Below are 20,695 nucleotides of genomic sequence, written 5' to 3'. Positions count from 1 at the left end.
TTAGAATCCCGGTCATGGAATCCCGCCTTCTCGACATCCTCGTCTGCCCCCTGTGCAAGGGCCGCCTCGAACACGACCGGACCCAGGCCGAACTGGTCTGCCGCGCCGATCGCCTGGCATTCCCGCTGCGCGACGGCATTCCCGTCATGCTTGAATCCGAAGCGCGCTCGCTGGACGACGCCGCCGCGTCTTCCTGACCCGCCCTGCCGTGAGCTTCATCGCCCTGATCCCGGCGCGGACCGCCTCGACCCGCCTGCCCGACAAACCGCTTGCCGACATCGCCGGCAAGCCGATGGTCGTACGCACGGCCGAGCGCGCGGCCCAGTCCGGCGCTTCGCGTGTCTACATCGCCACCGATGATGCACGCGTGCAGGCCGCGGCGCAGGCCCATGGCCTGCAAGCGCTGATGACCCGCGCCGACCACCCCACCGGCACCGACCGGCTGGCGGAAGCCGCCCTGCAGCTCGGCCTGCCTGACGATGCCGTGGTGGTCAACGTGCAGGGCGACGAACCGCTCATCGAACCCGAACTCATCGACGCCGTCGCGGCCCGCCTGATCGCCAGCCCCGAGGCCGACATCGCCACCTGCGCCTGCCCGCTGGCCGATGCCCAGGCGCTGTTCAACCCCAATGTCGTGAAACTGGTGTGCGCCGCCGATGGCCGCGCCCTGTATTTTTCGCGCGCGCCGATTCCCTGGGCCCGCGACGCGCTGGCCGGCGGCGAACGCGTGCTGGCCGACGGCCTGCCCGCCTGGCACCACATCGGCCTGTACGCCTACCGCGTGTCGTTCCTGCGCCGCTACCCGACCCTGCCGCAAGGCGCGCTGGAACGGTTCGAGTCGCTGGAGCAACTGCGCGCCATGGAACATGGCCACGTCATCGTCGTCCATCAGGCGTCGCACCCTCCGGCCGCAGGGGTAGATACCCCGGCCGATCTGGAACGCGTCCGATTGATCTATAGCAAACGGATATAAGGGTTATTTCGCATGGCGCAGCCCCGCAGAGGCTGCTGCGTTGCGGCATAATCGCTCGGACCACAAAAATTAAACCCCATTCAGGAGCACTCATGCGTCTCATCTTGCTCGGACCTCCCGGCGCCGGCAAAGGCACTCAGGCCGCTTTTCTCACCCAGCACTTCGGCATTCCCCAGATTTCCACCGGCGACATGCTGCGCGCAGCGGTCAAGGCCGGCACGCCCCTGGGCATTGAAGCCAAAAAGGTCATGGATGCCGGCGGCCTGGTCTCGGATGAGATCATCATCGGCCTCGTGCAAGACCGCCTGAAGCAGCCCGACTGCGCCAATGGCTATCTGTTCGACGGCTTCCCCCGCACCATCCCGCAAGCCGACGCGCTGAAAAGCGCCGGCGTCAAGCTGGACTACGTGGTGGAAATCGAAGTCCCCGAAGAAGACATCATCGAACGCATGAGCGGACGCCGCGTGCACCAGCCCAGCGGCCGCAGCTACCACGTGCGCTTCAATCCGCCCAAGGTCGAAGGCCGCGACGACGTCACCGGCGAAGACCTGATCCAGCGCGACGATGACCGCGAGGACACCGTGCGCAATCGCCTGAACGTCTACCGCCAGCAGACCCGTCCGCTGGTCGACTATTACTCGTCGTGGGCTGAGCAACAGCCCGCCGATGCCCCGAAGTATCGCAAGATCTCGGGCGTGGGCGCCGTCGACGAAATCAAGTCGCGCCTGTTCGAAGCCGTCAAGAGCTGAGCGGCGCTTTGATGGCACAGGGCCTTCGACGCCGGCCGGACGCAATGCGTCCCGGCGCGGTTCCGAAGGCCCTGTCGCATCCGGCGCCCGTCGCGCCTTTTCGCTCCCCCGTTTTCATCCCTTGAATTTGATCTGGTGGTAGAGACATGGAAATCGCAAACAAGGTATTCATCGTGACCGGCGGCGCATCCGGCCTGGGCGCCGGCACGGTGCGCATGCTGGTGGCCAACGGCGCCAAGGTCGTCATCGCCGACCTGCAGGACGGTCCGGGCGAAGAACTCGCCAAGGAACTGGGCCAGCGCTACGTGCATTGCGACGTCACGCAAGAGGCCGACGGCCAGCGCGCCGTCGCCGCGGCGAAAGAACTGGGCACCCTGTTCGGCCTGATCAACTGCGCCGGCGTGGCGCCCGCCGCCAAGATCGTCGGCAAGAACGGCGCGCACCCGCTGGACCTGTTCCAGAAGGTCGTGTCGATCAACCTGATCGGCAGCTTCAACATGATGCGCCTGGCCGCCGAGGCCATGAGCGCCAACACGCCCGAGCCCACCGGCGAGCGCGGCGTGATGATCAACACGGCGTCGGTCGCCGCTTTCGACGGCCAGATCGGCCAGGCAGCCTATGCCGCGTCCAAGGCTGGCGTGGCCGGCATGACCCTGCCGATCGCCCGCGACCTGGCCAAGACCGGCATCCGCTGCATGACCATCGCCCCGGGCATCTTCGGCACGCCGATGATCTTCGGCATGCCCCAGGAAGTGCAGGATTCCCTGGCCGCCAGCATCCCCTTCCCCGCCCGTTTGGGCCGCCCGGAAGACTATGCCAAACTGGTTCAGAGCATCATCACCAACGATATGTTGAATGGCGAAACCATTCGTCTAGACGGCGCCATCCGGATGCCGCCGAAATAGTGCCCCCACGCTTCGCCCTCTCCGAGGGCTCTCTGCCCCCCAAGGGGGCTTTTTTCCCTTGGGACGGCCCGGCGGGAAAAAGCCTTCTTATCGGGACGGCTTTTTTTGTAGTTGACGCCATGAGCCTGTTCCGTTCGGCGGCCACCGTCAGCAGCTTTACGCTGCTGTCGCGCATTTCCGGCCTGATCCGCGACATCCTGGTGGCCCGCGCCTTTGGCGCCGGGCCCATCACGGATGCCTTCTGGGTCGCTTTCCGCATACCCAACCTCTTGCGCCGGCTGTTCGCCGAAGGCGCGTTCGCCCAGGCGTTCGTGCCGATCCTGGGCCATGCCCGCAACAACCGATCCGAGGCCGAGGTCCGCACCCTGCTCGACCGGGTGGCGTTGCTGCTGACGGCCGCCCTGATGGCGATCACGCTGATCGGCATCGTCGCCGCGCCCTGGGTGGTATCCGCCATGGCCAGCGGCCTGCGCGGGGCCGCCCGCGATACGGAATTCGGCGCCGCCGTCTGGATGACGCGGATGATGTTTCCCTACATCTTCTGCATGTCGCTCATCGCCTTCGCCTCGGGCGTGCTGAACACCTGGCGCCGCTTTGCCGTGCCGGCCTTCACGCCCGTACTGCTGAACCTGTCCATGATCGCCGCTTGCATCTGGCTGGCGCCGCGCATGGACGTGCCGGTCTACGCGCTGGCCATCGGCGTGATGATCGGCGGCGTGGCGCAACTGGCCGTGCAATGGGTGGCGCTGGCGCGGCTGGGCATGACGCCGCGTTTTTCGCTGCGTTTTCGCCAGGCCTGGGCCGACCCCACCGTGCAACGCATCCTCAAGCAGATGGCGCCCGCCACGCTGGGGGTGTCCGTGGCGCAGATCTCACTGCTCATCAACACCAACATTGCCACCTGGCTGACGCCGGGCAGCGTGACCTGGCTGTCGTTCGCCGACCGCCTGATGGAATTCCCGACCGCGCTGCTGGGCGTCGCGCTGGGCACCGTGCTGCTGCCCAGCCTGTCGGCAGCCCACGCCCGCGACGACCACGGCGGCTACAGCGCGCTGCTGGACTGGGGCCTGCGGCTGGTGCTGCTGTTCGGCCTGCCCGCCGCGGTGGGCATGGCGCTGCTGTCCGACGGCCTGGTGGCCACCCTGTTCCACTACGGCGCCTTCTCCGCGCAGGACGTGCTGCAGACCCGCCTGGCCGTGATTTCCTATTCCGCCGGCCTGATCGGCCTGTTGGCGGTCAAGATCCTGGCGCCCGGCTTCTATGCCAAGCAGGACATCCGCACCCCCGTGAAGATCGCGATCGGCGTCTTGATCCTGACCCAGTTGATGAACGTGGCGCTGGTTCCGCTGATGGCCCATGCCGGCCTGGCGCTGGCCATCGGCCTGGGCGCCTGCCTGAACGCCCTGGCGCTCTTGATCGGCCTGCGCCGCCGCGGCGTGTACCAGCCTACCCCGGGCTGGGGCCGTTTCGCGTTGCGCCTGATTCCGGCCCTGGCAGCCCTGGCCGCCTTGCTCATCTACGCTGATGGCCGTATTGACTGGATCGGCCTGCAGGCCCATTCCGGCCAGCGCGCGCTGTGGCTGGGCGGCGTACTGATCGCCTGCAGCGTGGTCTACTTCGGCATGTTGTTACTGTTTGGGTTCCGTCCCCGAGACTTCGGACGGCGTCCGGCGAAGTGATTTCGGGCCGAACGGCCACATCATCCGCAAAAAGCCGGCTTCGCCGGCTTTTTTTACGGTCAGGCCGTCAAGAATTGACAAGGACCCGGTAATCTTTGGTAAAAAACCTTTATTATTTACAAATTGCCATCGAAAGGATTCCCGCCCGGCAACAAGGGCGAGGAGATGAAGTGAAGTACGCCCAAGGACACCCCATGGCGGACCAAGTGATCAATTGGTTGCTGCTGCTGCGCTCAGGAAAGGCGACAGCACAGGACTACAACGATTTCCTGGCGTGGCGAGCAGCCGACCCTCTCCATGAGAATGCCTGGCAACAATTGACGGGCACTCTGGCAGGGTCGACCTTTGGCCGGTTGGGCGATGCCTACCCGGCCGGCTATGCCACGACGGCGCCCCAGCCGCCGATTCCGTTTTCGCCCCCGCCCGCCGCCGCGGCTCCCGCCGACGTCGTCGTACCGCCACGCCGCCGATTTCTGGCCGGCTCGCTGGCGCTCGCCAGTGCGGGCGCCTGTGCCGCGTACGTGGGCAACGCCTTTTACCCGCTGAACAACGTCGCGGCCGACGCCGCCACAGCCACCGGCGAACGCCGCCGTTACATCCTGTCCGACGGCAGCCAGTTGCTGCTGGACGCGCGCAGCCGCGTCAACCTGGATTTCACGCCCGCCTATCGCCAGGTGCGTCTGCTGGACGGCGCGGTGACCGTTTCCGTGGCGCCCGATGCCCGCCGCCCCTTCCTGGTCCAGACCGCCGAAGGCACGGTGCGCGCGCTGGGCACCCGCTACATGGTGCGCCAGCAGGCCCAGCGCACGGTCGTGGTGGTGCATGAACACGAGGTGGTGGTGGAAACCATGGCCGGCGCCCACGGCATCGTGCGCGCCGGAACAGGCGCGCGCTTCGATGCGTCCCGCATTGATACCCCGCGCGCCGAACTGATGGCCGAGGCCGCCTGGGAAGCCGGTTGGGTCGACGCCCGCGGCCGCCCCCTGGCCGAGGTGATCGCCGCCCTGCGCCCCTACCGCAGCGGCACCCTGCGCGTGTCCATGGCTGCCGGCGGCCTGCCGGTGTCGGGCCACTTTCCGCTGGACGACACCGACGCCGCGCTGAGCGCATTGCAGGACATGATGCCCATCCATGTCCGCCGCTACACCCCCTGGTTCGTCTCGATCAACGTCGCAGCCTGACCACGCCCGCTGACGCGGCGCTGTAACGAAAGGCCGCTTCGTTGTATACTGAGCACCGTATTTTTATCCAGTAGGCGCAACAAGGCTTAACTCGGAAACTCGGGGCATAACTGCGGCACGGATTTTTCCCATTTGCATGGGTATCCAGCCAGCGGACCAGCCAGGGGTTTTCAACCCGGGTTCTTCAACCCGGGTTTCAGCCTCAGGGGTTCTCCCCGCAGCGCCCCCCGCCCGGTTGACGGGCGCTCCATCGGCAGACGTGACATTTAAAGCTTGCAATCCCTCGGGGACTTGCTAAAATGTTCGACTTTGCCGAATTCAACTTATATAGCAACATGGCCAATACCGCCCAAGCCCGCAAGCGCGCTCGCCAATCCGTTGAGCGCAACAAGCACAATTCCAGCCTGCGCTCGATGCTGCGCACCGCCATCAAGCGCGTTCGCCAATCCATCGCCGCCGGCGACAAGGCTGCGGCTGGCGACGTGTTCCAGAAGGCGTCGAGCGTGATCGATCGCGTGGCTGACAAGAACATCATCCACAAGAACAAGGCTGCTCGCCACAAGAGCCGCCTGGCTGCCGCCATCAAGGCGCTGGCCTAAGCCATTCTGCCGCCCTGCTTTGCGGGGCGTCATGAATACGGCAAATGAAGAAGGATGCCCCCGGGCATCCTTTTTTGTTGTCTGGACTGAACAAGACCCGATCGAACGGGCGCCCGTCTGCCGTGACCCGTTCAATCGCCTCGCGTCGCCAACCGGCCACGGATCTGCGCGGCCTCGTCGCGCAATGACGCAGTAAAGGCGTCCACCAGCGGATTCTTGGGGCGGTGTTCCGGAAACACCAGGTTCACCCGGAACGGAAACGAACGCTGCAACGGCCGGATATGCAGGCCGCGGCCGATGAAATCCAGCGCGGTCAGCGGATTGACGATGGCCAGGCCCAGGCCCTGGCGCACGAAGGTGCACACCGACACCGCCGTGGGCGTTTCGATGATGGCGCGGCGCAGGATGCCTTGCGCGGCGAAGGCCTCGTCGATCTGGATACGGTAAGGGTCGCTGGACGACAGGCTGATGAACGGTTCACCCGCGAAATCGGCCAGTTCCAGCGCCTGCCGCGCCAGCAGCGGATGGCCGTCGGGCAGCACGCAGACTTCGTCCACTTCGATCAGCAACTCCAGCCGTGTGCCGGCGGGCTCGAGTTCGTGCTCGGTCAGCCCCAGGTCGTAGCGCTGGGCGGTCAGCCATTCTTCTAGAAACGGGGATTCCTGCGCTTCCAGCGACAGGCTCACGCCCGGATGGCTGTCGCGAAAGCGCCGGAAGGCCCCGGGCAAGAGGGAATGCGAGAACGCCGGCAAGGCGATCACGGCCAGTTGGCCATCCTGGAAGGACCGCAGGCGCGCGGCCGCGGACGCCACGCGTTCCAGGCCGGCGTAGGACTGGCGGACTTCGTCGTAGAGCGCCAGCGCGGGCATCGTGGGGCGCAGCCGCCCCCGAATGCGTTCGAACAGCGCGAAGCCGATGCTTTGTTCCATGCGCGCCAGTTCGCGGCTGACGGTCGGCTGCGAGGTGAACAGCAGGTCGGCAGCCTTGGTGACGCTGCCGGCGATCATCAGGGCGCGGAAGACTTCGATATGGCGGTGGGTGAGCATGGCGAACCCATATCAGGAATGAATCGATCTTGAATATCTAAGCATTTTACTGGATGACCTGAATGGGGCATGATGCCCGCCTGATTCTCCCCCCGAATACAAGGTCTGCCCCAGAATGGCTTTCGATCCGCGCCAACTCACCGAACTTGCCGCCCAGTACAGCACCCCGCTGTGGGTCTACGATGCCGCCGTCATCCGCGAACGCATCGCCCAGCTGCGCCGCTTCGACGTCATCCGCTACGCCCAGAAGGCCTGCTCCAACCTGCACATCCTGCGCCTGATGCGCGCCGAGGGCGTGATGGTGGACGCGGTGTCGCTGGGCGAGATCGAACGCAGCCTGGCCGCCGGCTATCAGCCCGAAGGCGAGCCTGCCGGCGTGGTGTTCACGGCCGACCTGATCGACCACGCCACCCTGGCCACGGTCATCAAGCACGGCGTCACCGTCAATGCCGGTTCGCTCGACATGCTCGAGCGCGTGGGCCAGGCCGCGCCGGGCCATCGGGTCTGGCTGCGCATCAACCCGGGCTTCGGCCACGGTCACAGCAACAAGACCAATACCGGCGGCCCGCAAAGCAAGCACGGCATCTGGATCGACGACGTCGCACAAGCCGTCGCCATCGTGCGCCGCCATGGCCTGAAGCTGGTGGGCATCCACATGCACATCGGCTCGGGCGTGGACTACGGCCATCTGTCCAGCGTGTGCGATGCGATGGTGGACGTGGTGGCCTCGCTGGACCACGACATCGAAGCCATCTCGGCCGGCGGCGGCCTGTCGATTCCCTACCGCGATGGCGAGCCGCGCATCGACTGCGATCACTACTTCGATCAGTGGGATGCGGCGCGCAAGCGTATCGAGCAGCGCCTGGGCCATGAGGTTCGCCTGGAGATCGAGCCGGGCCGCTTCCTGGTGGCCGAAGCCGGCGTGCTGGTAGCCGAGGTGCACGCGATCAACCGCCGTCCCGGGCGCGACTTCGCACTGGTGGACGCCGGCTTCAACGACCTGATGCGCCCCGCCATGTACGGCAGCTACCACCGCATCTCGGTACATGCGCCGGACGGCAGCGCCCCACAGGGCGCGGCCGAGACGCGCATCGCCGTGGCCGGCCCGCTGTGCGAGTCGGGCGACGTGTTCACGCAGGATGCGGGCGGTGTTGTGTCGGACCAGGCCCTGCCGCAGCCGCGCATCGGCGACTTCATGGTGTTCCATAACGCCGGGGCCTACGGCTCGTCGATGTCTTCGAACTACAACAGCCGCCCGCTGGCAGCCGAAGTGCTGCTGGACAAGAACGAAGCACGCCTGATCCGCCGCCGCCAGACGGTGGCCGATCTGCTGGCCCTGGAAGACTGAAACCCGCGTCCGGGCCTTGCGCGCAAAGCCCGGCACTCGGAGCCATGCGGGGCGCCCAGGCGCCCCGCAGGCATTTTCAGGTGGGAAACGCTTCGCGCAACGCGAAGGTGGCCTGCTTGAAGACGCCCAGGTCGGTACCCACCGCGACGAAGTGCATGCCCATGTCCAGGTAGCGGCGCGCGTCGGCCTGCACCGGCGCCAGGATGCCCACGGCCTTGCCCTGCGCGCTGACGCGCTGGTACAGGTGGCGGATGGCGTCCTGCACTTCCGGGTGGCCGGGGTTGCCCAGATGGCCCAGCGCGGCGGCCAGGTCCGACGGGCCGATGAAGACGCCATCCACGCCTTCGACCGCGGCGATCTCGTCGACCGCCTCGATGCCCGCGCGGCTTTCAATCTGCAGCAGCACGCAGAGGTTGTCGTTGATGGTCTTGAGGTAGTCGGGCACGGTGCCATAGCGGTTGCTGCGCTGCATGCCCGCCACGCCGCGAATACCTTGCGGCGGATAGCGCGTGGCGGCCACGGCGCGGCGCGCGTCGTCTTCGGACTCGATGAAGGGAATCAGCAGGTTATAGAAGCCAATATCGAGCAAGCGCTTGATCTCGACCGGATCGTTCCAGGTGGGCCGGCCGATGGCGGCGCTGGCGCTGCCCTGCAATGCCTGCAGCTGCTGCAGGAACATCGGCACGGTGTTGGGCGAATGCTCGCCATCCAGCAACAGCCAATCGAAGTCGGCCAGGCCCGCCAGTTCAGCGGTGATGTGGCTGGACATGCACATCCAGAAGCCGATCAGGCGTTCGCGGGCCAGGATGCGTTGGCGGAAGCGGTTGGGCAAGGGTGACGTCATGATGCTCAGGGTTCCCATCGGATGAAACCCCGGCGCCTGCCGGCGCGCGGGGCGGGTTGCACGAGGCTGTGCAGTCTTGGTGCAGGCACGAAGACCGCATGCAGGCCTAGTCCATGCGGGCGCCGGAGGCCTTGGCCGCCGCGCCCCATTTGGTGATTTCGGATGCGACGAAGGCCGAGAAGGCCTTCGGGTCGTCGCCTACCACCACGAAGCCTACGCTTTCCAGCTTTTGCCGGATATCCGGTGAAGCCAGGGCCTTGACGGTGGCCTGGTTCAGGCGCTGGATCACGGCAGGCGGCGTCTTGGCCGGCGCCGACAGGCCGAACCACGATTCGGCCGCAAACCCCGGATAGCCCGATTCCGCCACGGTAGGCGTATCCGGATAGGCGGGGTTGCGCTGCGCGCTGGCCACCGCCAGGGCCCGCAGCTTGCCGGCCTTGACCTGCGGCAACAGGGAATCCTGGTTCAGGAACATCACCGACACGCGGCCGCCGATCATGTCGGTGATGGCCGCGGCGCCGCCTTTGTAGGGCACGTGCACGAGATCGATGTTGGCGGCCTGCTTGAGCATTTCCATGGCCAGGTGGCCCGACGAACCGCTGCCCGAACTGGCGTGGGTGTACTTGCCGGGGTTGGCGCGCACCAGCTTGATGAAGTCGGCGAAGGTGGTGGCGGGAAAATCCATGTTGGCTACCAGCACATTGGGGCCGGTGGCCAGCAGCGAGATGTGCGCGAAGTCGCTGTTGCGGTAAGGCATGCTCTGGTAGAGCGCGTAACTGATGGCGTTGGACCCCACGCCGGACAGCAACAGCGTATAGCCGTCGGGCTCGGCCTTGGCGACCACGTCGGAACCGATATTGCCGTTGGCGCCGCCCTTGTTTTCGACGATGACGCTCTGGCCCAGTTCCTTGGACAGCTCGGCGGCGAGCAGACGCCCGACGGCGTCGGTGCTGCCGCCTGCCGGGAACGGCACGATCAGCTTGACCGGCCGGGTCGGCCAATTGCCGGACTGCGCCCACGAGGCGGCCGGGCACAGCGCGACGATGGCGCTCGCCGCCAGCGCGGCCAGCCCCAGGCGCCGGCGACCCGGCGAGGTGTTCTCTTGCATGGTTTGTCTCCTTGTCGTTTTTTTTAATACATGCCGCCCGGTGTCCGGGTCGGTGGGGGGCTTCGCGCGCGGCGGCTGGCGCAACGTGCGAAGAAAAAACATCGCGGACCAGGCCGTGTCCGGCTCAGTCCAGCAAATAGGGTGCGCCCGCGCGCTGGCAGATATCGCGCAGGCGCATGGCCAGCGCGGCTGGAATGGGAATGCCGTGGACGCGGCGGCGTTCGCGCTCGGCGGTTTCGGGTTCGCCGGCCACCAGCACCGGCTCGTCGGGCTGCGCGGGCGGCGTGTCATGCAGGGTGTCGATCAGGTCGTCCATGTCGGACTCGAACGAACCGGCGGCACGGAAGGCGTCGGGGTTGAGCGCCAGGAAGAAATGGCCCACGTCGTCGGGTTCGCCCGGACGCCGCGTGACATTGCGGCGCGCGGCCAGGGCGCTGCCGCTCAGCGTGCCGCCCAGGATCTGCGCCATCATGGCCAGGCCGTAGCCCTTGTGGCTGCTCATGGCCGCCGTGCCGCCCAGCGGCGTCAAGCCGCCCTCGGGCCGCTTGAAGATGAACTGCATGGCGCTGTCGGCCGCGGTGACCGCCGCGCCCTGCCCGTCGACCGCCCAGCCCGGAGGCAGCGGCTTGCCCAGGAAGTCGTAGACCTTGACCTTGTTGGCCGCGACCGTGGTGGTGGCCATGTCGAGCACAAAGGGTTCGTTGCTGGCGGCGGGTGCGCCGAACGCAATGGGATTGGTGCCCAGCATGGGCATGGCGCCGCGCGTGGGCACCATGATGACGCCGTTGGCGCTGCTGGTCACCAGCCCCACCACGCCGCGTTCGACCGCGATGCGCGCGTATACCCCGGCCGCGCCGAAGTGGTGCGAGTTGCAGACCGACACGGCGCCCACACCGTGTTCCAGCGCCTTGTCCACGGCCAGGTTCATGGCCTGCGCCGACACCGGATAGCCCAGCCCGCCCATGCCGTCGAGCAGCGCGCTGGCGCCGCCGTCGCGCACCAGCCGTGGCCGCGCATCCAGCTTGAGCGAGCCGGCGCGCCATTTTTCTTCGTAGGCCGGCAGCATCGAAATGCCGTGCGAATCGATGCCGAGCAGGTCGGTCTCGGCCATCAGGCCGGCGGTGACAGCCGCCAGGTCGGGCGCCATGCCCCAGGCCTGCAAGACCACCAGAATCTGTTCCCGCACCTGCCCCGCCGATGCTGCCGTGATTGCCGAACCCTTGCCTTGCACGCGATGTCTCCTGTGATCAGTGGGTGAGCCGGTCCGGTGTGAAGCGGGTCAATCGCGTTCGCGGTCGACCAGCCGGTGACGGGCCTGGCCCAGATGGAATTGCATGGCGACCCGGGCACGCTCGCCGTCCTGGGCGCGGATGGCCTCGAGGATGGTGGCGTGTTCGTCCAGCACGCGCTGGGCGCGCTGGCGCGAGCCGGTGCGGGTCAGGTTGAGCGTGAGGCGCATGAAACCGTTGATGGATTCATGGATGCTTTCCAGCACGCCCAGATAGAAATCGTTGCCGGTGGCCTCGGTAATGCTGGCGTGAAACGCCAGGTCCATTTCGGCGGACACCTCGCCGCGCGCCAGGCTGTCGGCGAATGCGATGTGGGCGGCTTCGATCTTTTGCAGTTGTTCGTCGGTGCGGCGCAGCGCGGCCAGGCGGGCGGCGTCGCCTTCCAGGGCCACGCGCAATTCCTGGGCGCGCAGGTAGGCGCCCACGTTCTGCACGTCGCTGAAAGCGGTCAGGCGCGGCGCCGGCTGGTGGCTGACGAAGGTGCCCAGCCCCTGGTGCGCGGTGATGAGGCCGTCGGCGCGCAGGCGCAGCAGCGCTTCGCGCACCACCGGCCGCGACACGCCGAAGCGCTCGGTGATTTCGTTTTCGGAAGGCAGCTTGTCGCCCACATTGAGCTTGCCCGAGACGATCTGCTCGAAGATCTGCCCGTAGAGCTGATCGGCCAGGCGCACGCGGTGGCCGCGTTCGAGCACCAGCGCGCCCATGGCGTCCGGCTCGGCGGACGCCTGCGGCGCGGCGGCGGGTGATGCTTTCGGTCGGGCCACGAAACCTCCTGGGGGACTGGGCGCAATGACAAGAGCGCTCATCGTAACTTCAATGCCGCGCGCCCCGCCAATCACGCGCTTAGGCCGTGGCGGTTTTCCGGTCCGAGATTGCGCCGGCATCATCGGCCGATGCGCGGTCCCAGGCCGCCAAGGCCTGCGCCACCGGCGCCACGCGTTCGCGCTCGGCGCGGGAAATGCCGGTCAAGAGCGGCAGCATCGGACCCATGTCGGCCACGCCGGACAGCGTGACCGCATCGTGCAGCACGCGGATCGGGCTGATGCCGTCGCGGCAGTCTTCCAGGCCCAGGTAATGCTGGCGCACCGACTCGGCCTCGTCGTAGCGGCCGGCGGCAAGCAAGTGCAAGAGGCGCATCGAGCCGCGCGGCGCCACGCAGACCGAGCCCGACGTAAAGCTCTTCAAGCCGAAGTCGCGGTAATGGACGATGGCCGGACGCTCGCCGATGCCGCTGACCACGCGGTTCGAATCCACCGCCTGCAAGAGCGCGCTGAGGTAGGCGTCGCGCGCCGGGTCCTCGCGCACCACGGCATATTTGAAGGCCACGATGCGCCCTTCCTCGACCAGCCGCGCGGCGGTGGCCGGCGCCAGGTAGTCGGCCGACTTGATGTAGACCACGGCCGGCTTGGCCAGCGCATCCGTGAAGCGGCGCACGCCGTCGGCCAGCCCCGCGTCGGTATAGGGAAACGACATTGGCAGCAGCATGGCCGTGGGAAAGGCGCGACTGCGCAGGATCGCGGCCTGGTCCATCATCTTGCCGAAGTCGGGGCCGACGGACGGCAGGATCCAGGTGTCCGGGCCGGCCAGGGCGGCCAGCATGTCCACGATGCGCGCGTATTCGCCCACGCCCACGTTGTAGAAATTGGCGTTGCCGCCGTACATCACGTTGCGCACGCCGCCGGCCTCCAGGTGCCGCAGCAAGGCCTGGTTGGCGACCTCGTTCAAGGACAGGTCGGCATGGCGCGCCAGGGGCGGCACGGCAATGACGGAGCGCTGCAGATCCTGGACGGTGACCGGGGACGTTTTCATGGCGGGAAAGCTCCTGGTGGGTCCCGTCACCGGGCCCAGTTGTCAAATAAGTAAGGTGAAAAAAGTATACTTGGTTGACAAGTAAATGCTCAATACCTATATTCGTTTTACAAACGATGCGCGGCCACGCGCACACCAAGGAGACGAATTCCATGCATGCAGTCCCTGAGCGAGGCCGCCTGGCCCTTGCCGCCTGTCTGGCCGCGGCCGCCTTCCTGATGCCCGCCGCGTCGGCCCACGCGGAATACCCCGAACGCGACGTCAGAATCATCGTGCCCTTCCCCGCCGGCGGCACCGCCGACATCGCCGCACGCGTGGTGGCGGCGGAATTGGGCAAGTCCTGGGGCCGCGCGGTGGTGGTGGACAACAAGGCGGGCGCGGGCGGCAACGTCGGTTCCGGCGAGGCCGCCCGCGCCGCGCCCGACGGCTACACGCTGCTGATGGGCACCGTCAGCACGCACGCCATCAACCAGTCCGTCTACGCCAAGCTGCCCTACGACCCGGTCAAGGACTTCCAGCCCGTGACGCTGGTGATCCCCGTGCCGAACGTGCTGGAACTGAACCCCGGCTTCGCCGACAAGCACGGCATCCGCAGCGTGGCCGACCTGATCAAGTATCTGAAGGCCAACCCCGCCAGCGTCAACATGGCGTCCACCGGCAACGGGACGTCCACGCACCTGTCCGGCGAGCTGTTCCAGACCATGACGGGCACGCGCATGACGCACGTGCCGTACAAGGGCAGCAGCCCGGCGCTGACCGACGTGATGTCGGGTTCGGCCGACCTGATCTTCGACAACCTGCCGTCGTCCATGGGCTTCATCAAGGGCGGCAAGCTGCGCCCGCTGGCGGTCACCACTGCCACACGCTCGCCCGCGCTGCCCGATGTGCCGACGCTGGCCGAGGCCGGCGTGCCCGGTTATGAAGCGTCCAGCTGGTTCGGCCTGCTGGCCCCGGCGGGCACGCCGCCGCAGATCGTGGACAAGATCCAGCGCGATGTCGCCGCGGCCCTGCAGCTGGAGCCGGTGCGCGCCCAGTTGCAGGCCCAGGGCGCCACGCCGTCGGGCAACACACCCGCCCAATTCACCCAGTTCATGGCGCAAGAGACCGTCAAGTGGGCCGAGGTGGTGAAGAAATCAGGCGCCAAGGTCGACTGACCCGCGCCGGTCCGGACCCGGCCGCCACGCGTGGGCGCCGGGTTCTTCATCATCACGCGAACCAGGAGACAACATGAACAAACCCCTACGCGCGGTTGCGCTGGCCGCGGCCACGCTGCTTGCCGGACCGGCGGCGCTGGCTGCCGGCTACCCCACCAAGCCCGTCACGATGATCGTGCCTTTCGTGCCCGGCGGCTCGTCCGACATCACGGCGCGCAGCGTCACGCCCGGCCTGTCCAAGGCGCTGGGCCAGACCTTCGTGGTCGAGAACAAGCCGGGCGCCAACAGCGCCATCGGCGCGCAGGCGCTGGCCCGCGCCACGGCCGACGGCTACACCATGATGGTCGGCTCGATCGGCACCTTCGCCATCAACGAGGCGCTGTACAAGAACCTTTCCTACAACCCCAGCAAAGACTTCGACTACCTGACCCAGGCGGTGCGCAACCCCAACGTGCTGGTGGCGTCGGCCGACTTCCCGGCCAGCACGGTGGCCGAGCTGGTGGCCTACGCCAACAAGAATCCCGGCAAGCTGTCGTATGCCTCGTCGGGCACGGGTTCGTCGGACCACCTGTCGGCGGTGCTGTTTCGCCAGCGCACGCAGACCACTGGCGTGGACGTGCCCTACCGCGGCGGCGGCGCCGCCATCGCCGACCTGATCGGCGGCCAGGTGAATGTGTCGTTCCAGAACCTGGGTGCGGTGCAGAACCACATCAAGGCCGGCAAGCTCAAGGCGTTGGCCATCACCGGTGATGCGCGCACGCCGGACCTGCCCGATGTGCCGACGCTGGCCGAGGCCGGCATCAAGGACATGGTGGTGTATTCGTGGCAGGGCTTTGCCGTGCCCAAGGGCACGCCGCCGGCCGTGGTGCAGCAGCTGACCCAGGCGCTGCAGACGGCGCTGCGCGATCCGCAGACCGAGAAGACGCTGCAGGGCCTGGGCTTCGAGGTCGTGGCCAACACGCCGCAGCAGTTCACCGCCTTCCAGGAAGCCGAGGTCAAGCGCTGGAAGGACGTGATCCAGAAGGCCAATATCCAGCTGGAATGACGCGAAGCGCGGCCGACATGCGCCGTGCCGCAGGTCCGTCGGCGGGTCGGCGCAAGCCGCCGACCCCACTGCCCCGCCCGACCCGACCGCCTGTCAGCCGGATTCCAGGCCAGATCAAGTAGCATGAACGTTTTGCCACCCACCCGTACGACAACATGACCACCAAGCATCGCATCATCCAGGTCGGCTCCCTGGCCGGCTCGCCTTCCGCGAACCAGCGCCTTGCGCAGCGCTACGACGTCATCGAACTGTGGAAGCAGCCCGACCGCAAGGCCGTGCTGGCCGAGCTGGGCAAGGGCGTGACCGCCGTCGTCACGTCGGCCAACTTCGGCGCCAACGCCGAACTCATCAACGCGCTGCCCGACCTGAAGGCCATCTGCAGCTGGGGCGTGGGCTACGAAACCATCGACGTGGCCGCGGCGCACCAGCGCGGCGTGCAGGTCAGCAACACGCCGGACGTATTGACCGATTGCGTGGCGGACCTGGCCTGGGGCCTCTTGATCGCCGGTGCGCGCCGCATGGGCCAGGGCGAACGCTTCGTGCGCGCCGGCCAATGGGGCCAGGTGCACGGCAGCATTCCGCTGGGCCAGCGCGTCAGCGGCAAGAAGCTGGGCATTGTCGGCCTGGGCCGCATCGGCGAGGCCATTGCCCGCCGCGGCATCGGCTTCGATATGCAGGTGCGCTATCACAACCGCAGAAAGCGCGACGACATCGACTACGGCTACGAAGCCTCGCTGACCGACCTGGCGGCCTGGGCCGACTTCCTGATCGTGGCCACCGTGGGCGGCCCCAGCACGCGCCACCTGGTCAACCGCGAAGTGCTCGAAGCCCTGGGCCCCAAGGGCATCATCGTCAACATCGCGCGCGGCCCGGTCATCGACGAAGCGGCCCTGGTGGCCGCACTGGAAGCCGGCAAGCTCGGCTGCGCGGCGCTGGACGTGTTCGAGCACGAACCCAAGGTGCCCGACGCGCTGATCAAGAGCGACCAGGCCGTGCTGCTGCCGCACATCGGCAGCGCCACGCTGGAAACGCGCCAGTCGATGGAAGACCTGATGCTGGAAAACCTGCAGGCCTACTTCGATACCGGCCGCGTGATCACGCCGGTGGAATGATGCGGGTGGCGGGCGTCATCGCCTGCCCCCCATACCCGACAGGGCCCGCGCGCTGCGCGGCGCCCAAACGAAAAAGCCTCTCGGTGCCCATACCGAGAGGCTTTCGGCTTTCAGGCCCGGGGGCCATCCGCCGTTTGCAAAGGAACTTGGACCTTGCGGCCCGGTACTGCGGTACTGCGATTGAAGATTTACTGCGGTTAGAGATTTACTGCGGTTAGAGATTTACTGCGGTTGAAGATTTACTGCGAACTACGGTTACTGCGGTACTGCCTTACTGCGGTACTGCCTTACTTCGCAGGCGCCATGGCGCCCGATGCATCCGTTTTGGCAGCGCCCGATTTCGGGGCGGCCTGCTTGGCGGATGTTTTATCGGACTTGTGATGCTTGTGCTGCGCCTGGGTCTTGGTGTCGCCCGCCTTGGCCGTGGCATCGGCGCCCGCCGCGAACGCCGAAGGCGCGGCAGCGAGACCGAGGCACAAGGCCGAGGTGGACAAGAACGCAGCGATACGGGAGTGAGTCGTCATTACATGAACTCCTGATGGTATCGGCCCGAAGGCCTTTCCTACTCGGGGCGGCAACATCGCCGCATGACCCGTACTCCGTTGGAACCCGCACCGGGCCGAAGGTTCAGCGCGGAACAGGAAATTTTCCGGCGCTAACGCTTCGTCATGAGATGGTGACAAACGCGCAGTGCGCGCCCGACCTCAGCTTTCAAATGCCAGCAGCGCCACGGTGGCAAACAGCATGGCGGCAAAGCAGGCTCTCAGCTTGCGTTCAGGCAGCTTGTACGCCAGCCGCACCCCCACCGGCACGAACAAGAGGCTGCCGGCCGCCAGCGGCAGGCCCACCAGCCAGGCGGCCTGCCCGGCCCACGAATAGGTGACCAGCGCCACGGCCGACCCCGGGATCACCATGCACAGGGCCAGCGCCTGCGCGGTGGTCTGCGGCAGGCGGAAGACCGAGGTGATGATGGGCACGGCCAGCACCGCGCCGCCCACGCCGAAAAAGCCGCCCAGCGTGCCGCACAGCACGCCCAGCACGCTGGCGCGGCGCGGCGTGAACACGGGTGCGGCACGGCCCGCGGCGGGCTTGGGCGAACGCGCGGCCACGCCGGCCCGCCAGGTCTGCCAGGCGTAGAACAGCGCGATGAAAAAGAGAAACACCGCGAAGCTCAGGCGCAGCGTGCTGGAATCGATGCCCAGCGCCAGCCGGGCGCCGACCCAGGTGAACACCACCGCGCCCCCGGCCCCCGCCAGCGCCACGCGCCGGTCGATGCGGGTCTGCTGGTTGTATTTGCGCACCGCCATCATGATGGTGGGCAGCACCATGATCAGGGCGGTGCCCTGCGCCAGCTGTTGTGACATGCCCATCAACAGCACCAGCGCGGGAATGGCGATCATGCCCCCGCCAATGCCCAGCACGCCGCCCATGAAGCCGATAAGACACCCCGCGCCCAGGCACAGGGCGATAAGCCAGAAACTCACGTCACGCTCCTGTCAGCGCAGTTTTTCCAGCGCGGCATCCAGGCGGTCGACCGCCCAGATCTCAAGCCCTTCGATAGGCTGGCGCGGCGCATTGGCCTTGGGGATGAGGGCGATGGAAAAGCCCAGCTTGGCGGCTTCGCGCAGGCGTTCCTGGCCGCGCGGCGCGGGGCGAATCTCGCCGGCCAGGCCGACCTCGCCAAAGGCGATCAGGCCGCGCGGCAGGGGCCGGTCGCGCAGCGACGACATGATGGCCAGCAGCACCGGCAGGTCGGCGGCGGGTTCGGTGATGCGCACCCCGCCCACGGCATTGACGAAGACGTCCTGATCAAACGTCGAGACGCCCGCGTGGCGGTGCAGCACGGCCAGCAGCATCGCCAGGCGGTTGCCTTCCAGGCCGACGGTCAGGCGGCGCGGATTGGGCGCATGGGAACTGTCGACCAACGCCTGGATTTCGACCAGCAGCGGGCGCGTGCCCTCTTGCGTGGCCATGACGCAGGAACCCGGCACCTGCTGCTCGTGCTGCGACAGGAACAACGCCGAGGGGTTCGCCACCCCGCGCAGGCCGCGGTCGGTCATGGCGAAGACGCCCAATTCGTTGACCGCGCCGAAGCGGTTCTTGAAGGCGCGCACCAGGCGGAACGACGAATGCGTGTCGCCTTCGAAGTACAGCACGGTGTCGACGATGTGCTCGAGCACGCGCGGCCCGGCCAGGGCGCCGTCTTTGGTGACGTGGCCGATCATGACGATGGCGATGCCGGTCTGCTTGGCCAGCCGCGTGAGCTGGGCGGCGCATTCGCGCACCTGCGACACGGACCCGGGCGCGGCCGTGAGTTCGCCGCTGTAGAGCGTCTGGATCGAGTCGATCACGGCCACGGTGGGCTTTTGTTCGGACACGGCCGCCTGGATGGCTTCCAGGCGGATTTCCGCCAGCAGGTTGACATTGCCCGTCTGCAAGTCCAGCCGGCGCGCGCGCAGCGCCACCTGCTCGGCGGATTCTTCGCCGGTGACATACAGCACGTTGGTGGTTTCCGACAGCGAGGCCAGCGCCTGCAACAGCAGGGTGGACTTGCCGATGCCAGGGTCGCCGCCGATCAGCACCACGGCGCCGGCCACCAGGCCGCCGCCCAGCACGCGGTCGAATTCGTCCAGCCCGGTAGGCTGGCGGGGCGTTTCACGGGCCTCGATTTCGGACAGGCTGCGCACCGGGCTGCTGGAGGCCAGCGGCGCGTAGCGGTGCGCGGCGGCGGCGGGCGCCGACGATTCCACGGTTTCTTCGAGGGTGTTCCAGGCATTGCAGTGCGGACACTTGCCTTGCCACTTGGGGGTCGTGCCGCCGCAGTCGGCGCACACATAGACGGTTCGGGATTTGGCCATGGGCGAAAGTGTACCGGCAAGCCCCCGCCCCCGGCGCGCCGCGCGCACGCGTTTTTGCCCCGCTTTGCCCCGTACTGGTGCACCTGGCTGTCAGTTGGCTTGCACAATCGGGGACATCGTCACGTTACACCCTGCAAATACACGAAATTCACTGGCAGATTTCTTCAAATCGCGCATAATCAACATCTAAACCGGAACACGACCCACGCCTGGACGAGATCGCCGGACCACCGGTGCGGCACAAGCAAGGGTCAACCGCGGATATGCCCTGCCACCAGGCATATGCGCGAGGAGTACGCGCATGAGCATTACCTATCGCCCCCCCTTCGACGAAGACGACGAACTGGATTTGCGCGCCCTGTATCGCAAGCCCAGGGCAGGCGGCAGCCCCGAATTGGAAGCGGCCGTGCGCCGCACCTGGCACCCCGGCCATAGCTGGCATCCGGGCTGGGCTGCGGCCGCCTGCCTGGCCATCGTGGCCGGCGTGTTCGTCTGGACCGACATGCGCGAAAGCGCAGAAATGGCCGACATGAACGCCCAGTTGGCCGTGCCCCATGAAGTGGGCACCACCGCCGAGCGCGCCCCGGCCCCGCGCCCCGTCATGGCGTCGGAAACACCGGCACCGCAAGCCGCGCCCGCTGCGGTCCAGCGCGCCGCGCAAACGCCCGCCGCGCCGGTTGCCGCCGTGCCTGCCAGCAGCGTCCAGGCCAGCGCGCCCACACCCGCCGCCCCGGAAGCCACGGCGCAAACTGCCGCCGAGCAGCCCGCCGAGGCCGCCACGGCCGAGGTCGTCGCCTTCAGTGAAGAAGATATCGAAGCCCGCGTAGCGCACATCCGCAGCCTGATGCAGGACGACCAGCAGGACGAGGCCGTAGCCGCGCTGCGCGAACTGCAGCAAGGCGCCCCCGACCTGACGCTGCCCGACGACCTGCACGAATTGGCGCAGCAGAACCCCGCTTCCTGACCCCTTTTTTCCTCGTTCCGTTTCCCCCAGGC

21 protein-coding genes are annotated in these 20,695 nt (G+C 67.2%); 12 read left to right on the top strand and 9 right to left on the bottom strand.

The window, feature by feature from the left end; all coding sequences use genetic code 11:
- Positions 1-14: 14 nt before the first annotated feature.
- From AC3WMR_RS12890 to rpsT, 7 genes are all read left to right on the top strand, one after another.
- Positions 15-197, top strand: a complete 183-nt coding sequence (locus AC3WMR_RS12890; RefSeq protein WP_492265331.1) for a Trm112 family protein — start codon at positions 15-17, stop codon at positions 195-197.
- A gap of 11 nt (positions 198-208) precedes the next feature.
- Positions 209-973: a 3-deoxy-manno-octulosonate cytidylyltransferase gene (gene kdsB, locus AC3WMR_RS12885; RefSeq protein ID WP_492265330.1), complete on the top strand. Its 765-nt coding sequence runs from the start codon at positions 209-211 to the stop codon at positions 971-973.
- Between the two features lie 92 nt (positions 974-1,065).
- Positions 1,066-1,722: an adenylate kinase gene (gene adk / locus AC3WMR_RS12880; RefSeq protein ID WP_025135828.1), complete on the top strand. Its 657-nt coding sequence runs from the start codon at positions 1,066-1,068 to the stop codon at positions 1,720-1,722.
- Between the two features lie 146 nt (positions 1,723-1,868).
- Positions 1,869-2,627 carry a 3-hydroxyacyl-CoA dehydrogenase gene (locus AC3WMR_RS12875; protein WP_175191903.1) on the top strand — a complete coding sequence of 253 codons (759 nt, stop codon included), beginning with the start codon at positions 1,869-1,871 and terminating at the stop codon, positions 2,625-2,627.
- A 119-nt stretch (positions 2,628-2,746) separates the two neighbouring features.
- Complete coding sequence (gene murJ, locus AC3WMR_RS12870) at positions 2,747-4,306, top strand: murein biosynthesis integral membrane protein MurJ (RefSeq protein ID WP_492265329.1); 1,560 nt, start codon at positions 2,747-2,749, stop codon at positions 4,304-4,306.
- 194 nt (positions 4,307-4,500) lie between these two features.
- A complete protein-coding gene (locus tag AC3WMR_RS12865; RefSeq protein ID WP_492265328.1) occupies positions 4,501-5,487 on the top strand; it encodes a FecR domain-containing protein in 987 nt (328 codons plus the stop codon).
- A 335-nt stretch (positions 5,488-5,822) separates the two neighbouring features.
- Positions 5,823-6,086 (top strand): 30S ribosomal protein S20, encoded by a 264-nt coding sequence (gene rpsT, locus AC3WMR_RS12860; protein ID WP_025135824.1) that lies wholly within the window; start codon positions 5,823-5,825, stop codon positions 6,084-6,086.
- 131 nt (positions 6,087-6,217) lie between these two features.
- Here rpsT and AC3WMR_RS12855 read toward each other — a convergent pair whose 3' ends face one another.
- Positions 6,218-7,132: a LysR family transcriptional regulator gene (locus tag AC3WMR_RS12855; protein ID WP_492265327.1), complete on the bottom strand. Its 915-nt coding sequence runs from the start codon at positions 7,130-7,132 to the stop codon at positions 6,218-6,220.
- 115 nt (positions 7,133-7,247) lie between these two features.
- Between AC3WMR_RS12855 and lysA the strand changes: the two genes are divergently transcribed.
- A complete protein-coding gene (gene lysA / locus AC3WMR_RS12850) occupies positions 7,248-8,480 on the top strand; it encodes a diaminopimelate decarboxylase (protein WP_492265326.1) in 1,233 nt (410 codons plus the stop codon).
- 76 nt (positions 8,481-8,556) lie between these two features.
- On the opposite strand, the gene garL is transcribed toward lysA, so the two are convergent.
- The 5 genes from garL to AC3WMR_RS12825 all read right to left on the bottom strand — a co-directional run bounded on the left by garL (position 8,557) and on the right by AC3WMR_RS12825 (position 13,530).
- Entirely contained in the window at positions 8,557-9,333 is a 777-nt protein-coding gene (garL, locus tag AC3WMR_RS12845) for a 2-dehydro-3-deoxyglucarate aldolase (protein WP_492265376.1), read from the bottom strand.
- A gap of 97 nt (positions 9,334-9,430) precedes the next feature.
- A complete protein-coding gene (locus AC3WMR_RS12840) occupies positions 9,431-10,432 on the bottom strand; it encodes a Bug family tripartite tricarboxylate transporter substrate binding protein (RefSeq protein WP_492265325.1) in 1,002 nt (333 codons plus the stop codon).
- Between the two features lie 124 nt (positions 10,433-10,556).
- Positions 10,557-11,663 (bottom strand): Ldh family oxidoreductase, encoded by a 1,107-nt coding sequence (locus AC3WMR_RS12835; RefSeq protein ID WP_492265324.1) that lies wholly within the window; start codon positions 11,661-11,663, stop codon positions 10,557-10,559.
- A gap of 48 nt (positions 11,664-11,711) precedes the next feature.
- Positions 11,712-12,425 carry a FadR/GntR family transcriptional regulator gene (locus AC3WMR_RS12830; RefSeq protein ID WP_175192221.1) on the bottom strand — a complete coding sequence of 238 codons (714 nt, stop codon included), beginning with the start codon at positions 12,423-12,425 and terminating at the stop codon, positions 11,712-11,714.
- Positions 12,426-12,564: 139 nt separating this feature from the next.
- On the bottom strand, positions 12,565-13,530 hold the full coding sequence (locus tag AC3WMR_RS12825) for a dihydrodipicolinate synthase family protein (RefSeq protein ID WP_492265323.1): 966 nt from the start codon (positions 13,528-13,530) through the stop codon (positions 12,565-12,567).
- Between the two features lie 152 nt (positions 13,531-13,682).
- Here AC3WMR_RS12825 and AC3WMR_RS12820 point away from each other — a divergent pair, with 152 nt between their 5' ends.
- The 3 genes from AC3WMR_RS12820 to AC3WMR_RS12810 all read left to right on the top strand — a co-directional run bounded on the left by AC3WMR_RS12820 (position 13,683) and on the right by AC3WMR_RS12810 (position 16,841).
- Positions 13,683-14,684 (top strand): tripartite tricarboxylate transporter substrate binding protein, encoded by a 1,002-nt coding sequence (locus AC3WMR_RS12820; protein WP_492265322.1) that lies wholly within the window; start codon positions 13,683-13,685, stop codon positions 14,682-14,684.
- A gap of 73 nt (positions 14,685-14,757) precedes the next feature.
- Positions 14,758-15,729 (top strand): Bug family tripartite tricarboxylate transporter substrate binding protein, encoded by a 972-nt coding sequence (locus AC3WMR_RS12815; protein WP_492265321.1) that lies wholly within the window; start codon positions 14,758-14,760, stop codon positions 15,727-15,729.
- Between the two features lie 155 nt (positions 15,730-15,884).
- Positions 15,885-16,841, top strand: a complete 957-nt coding sequence (locus AC3WMR_RS12810) for a 2-hydroxyacid dehydrogenase (protein ID WP_492265320.1) — start codon at positions 15,885-15,887, stop codon at positions 16,839-16,841.
- Positions 16,842-17,128: 287 nt separating this feature from the next.
- Here AC3WMR_RS12810 and AC3WMR_RS12805 read toward each other — a convergent pair whose 3' ends face one another.
- From AC3WMR_RS12805 to radA, 3 genes are all read right to left on the bottom strand, one after another.
- Positions 17,129-17,365: a hypothetical protein gene (locus AC3WMR_RS12805; protein WP_492265319.1), complete on the bottom strand. Its 237-nt coding sequence runs from the start codon at positions 17,363-17,365 to the stop codon at positions 17,129-17,131.
- A gap of 180 nt (positions 17,366-17,545) precedes the next feature.
- The gene (locus AC3WMR_RS12800; protein WP_492265318.1) at positions 17,546-18,325 is read right to left on the bottom strand and encodes a sulfite exporter TauE/SafE family protein; all 780 of its coding nucleotides are present in this window, start codon (positions 18,323-18,325) and stop codon (positions 17,546-17,548) included.
- Between the two features lie 12 nt (positions 18,326-18,337).
- The gene (gene radA / locus AC3WMR_RS12795) at positions 18,338-19,699 is read right to left on the bottom strand and encodes a DNA repair protein RadA (RefSeq protein WP_175191892.1); all 1,362 of its coding nucleotides are present in this window, start codon (positions 19,697-19,699) and stop codon (positions 18,338-18,340) included.
- 301 nt (positions 19,700-20,000) lie between these two features.
- On the opposite strand from radA, the gene AC3WMR_RS12790 reads away from it, so the two are divergent.
- Positions 20,001-20,663, top strand: coding sequence for a hypothetical protein (locus AC3WMR_RS12790; RefSeq protein WP_492265317.1), 663 nt, complete (start codon positions 20,001-20,003; stop codon positions 20,661-20,663).
- The last annotated feature ends 32 nt before the right edge of the window (positions 20,664-20,695 follow it).

Source organism: Achromobacter sp. FW305-C-28, from assembly GCF_058783235.1.
Note: the sequence above shows the minus strand (reverse complement) of the source record. Positions and strands in the feature narration are given on the sequence as shown.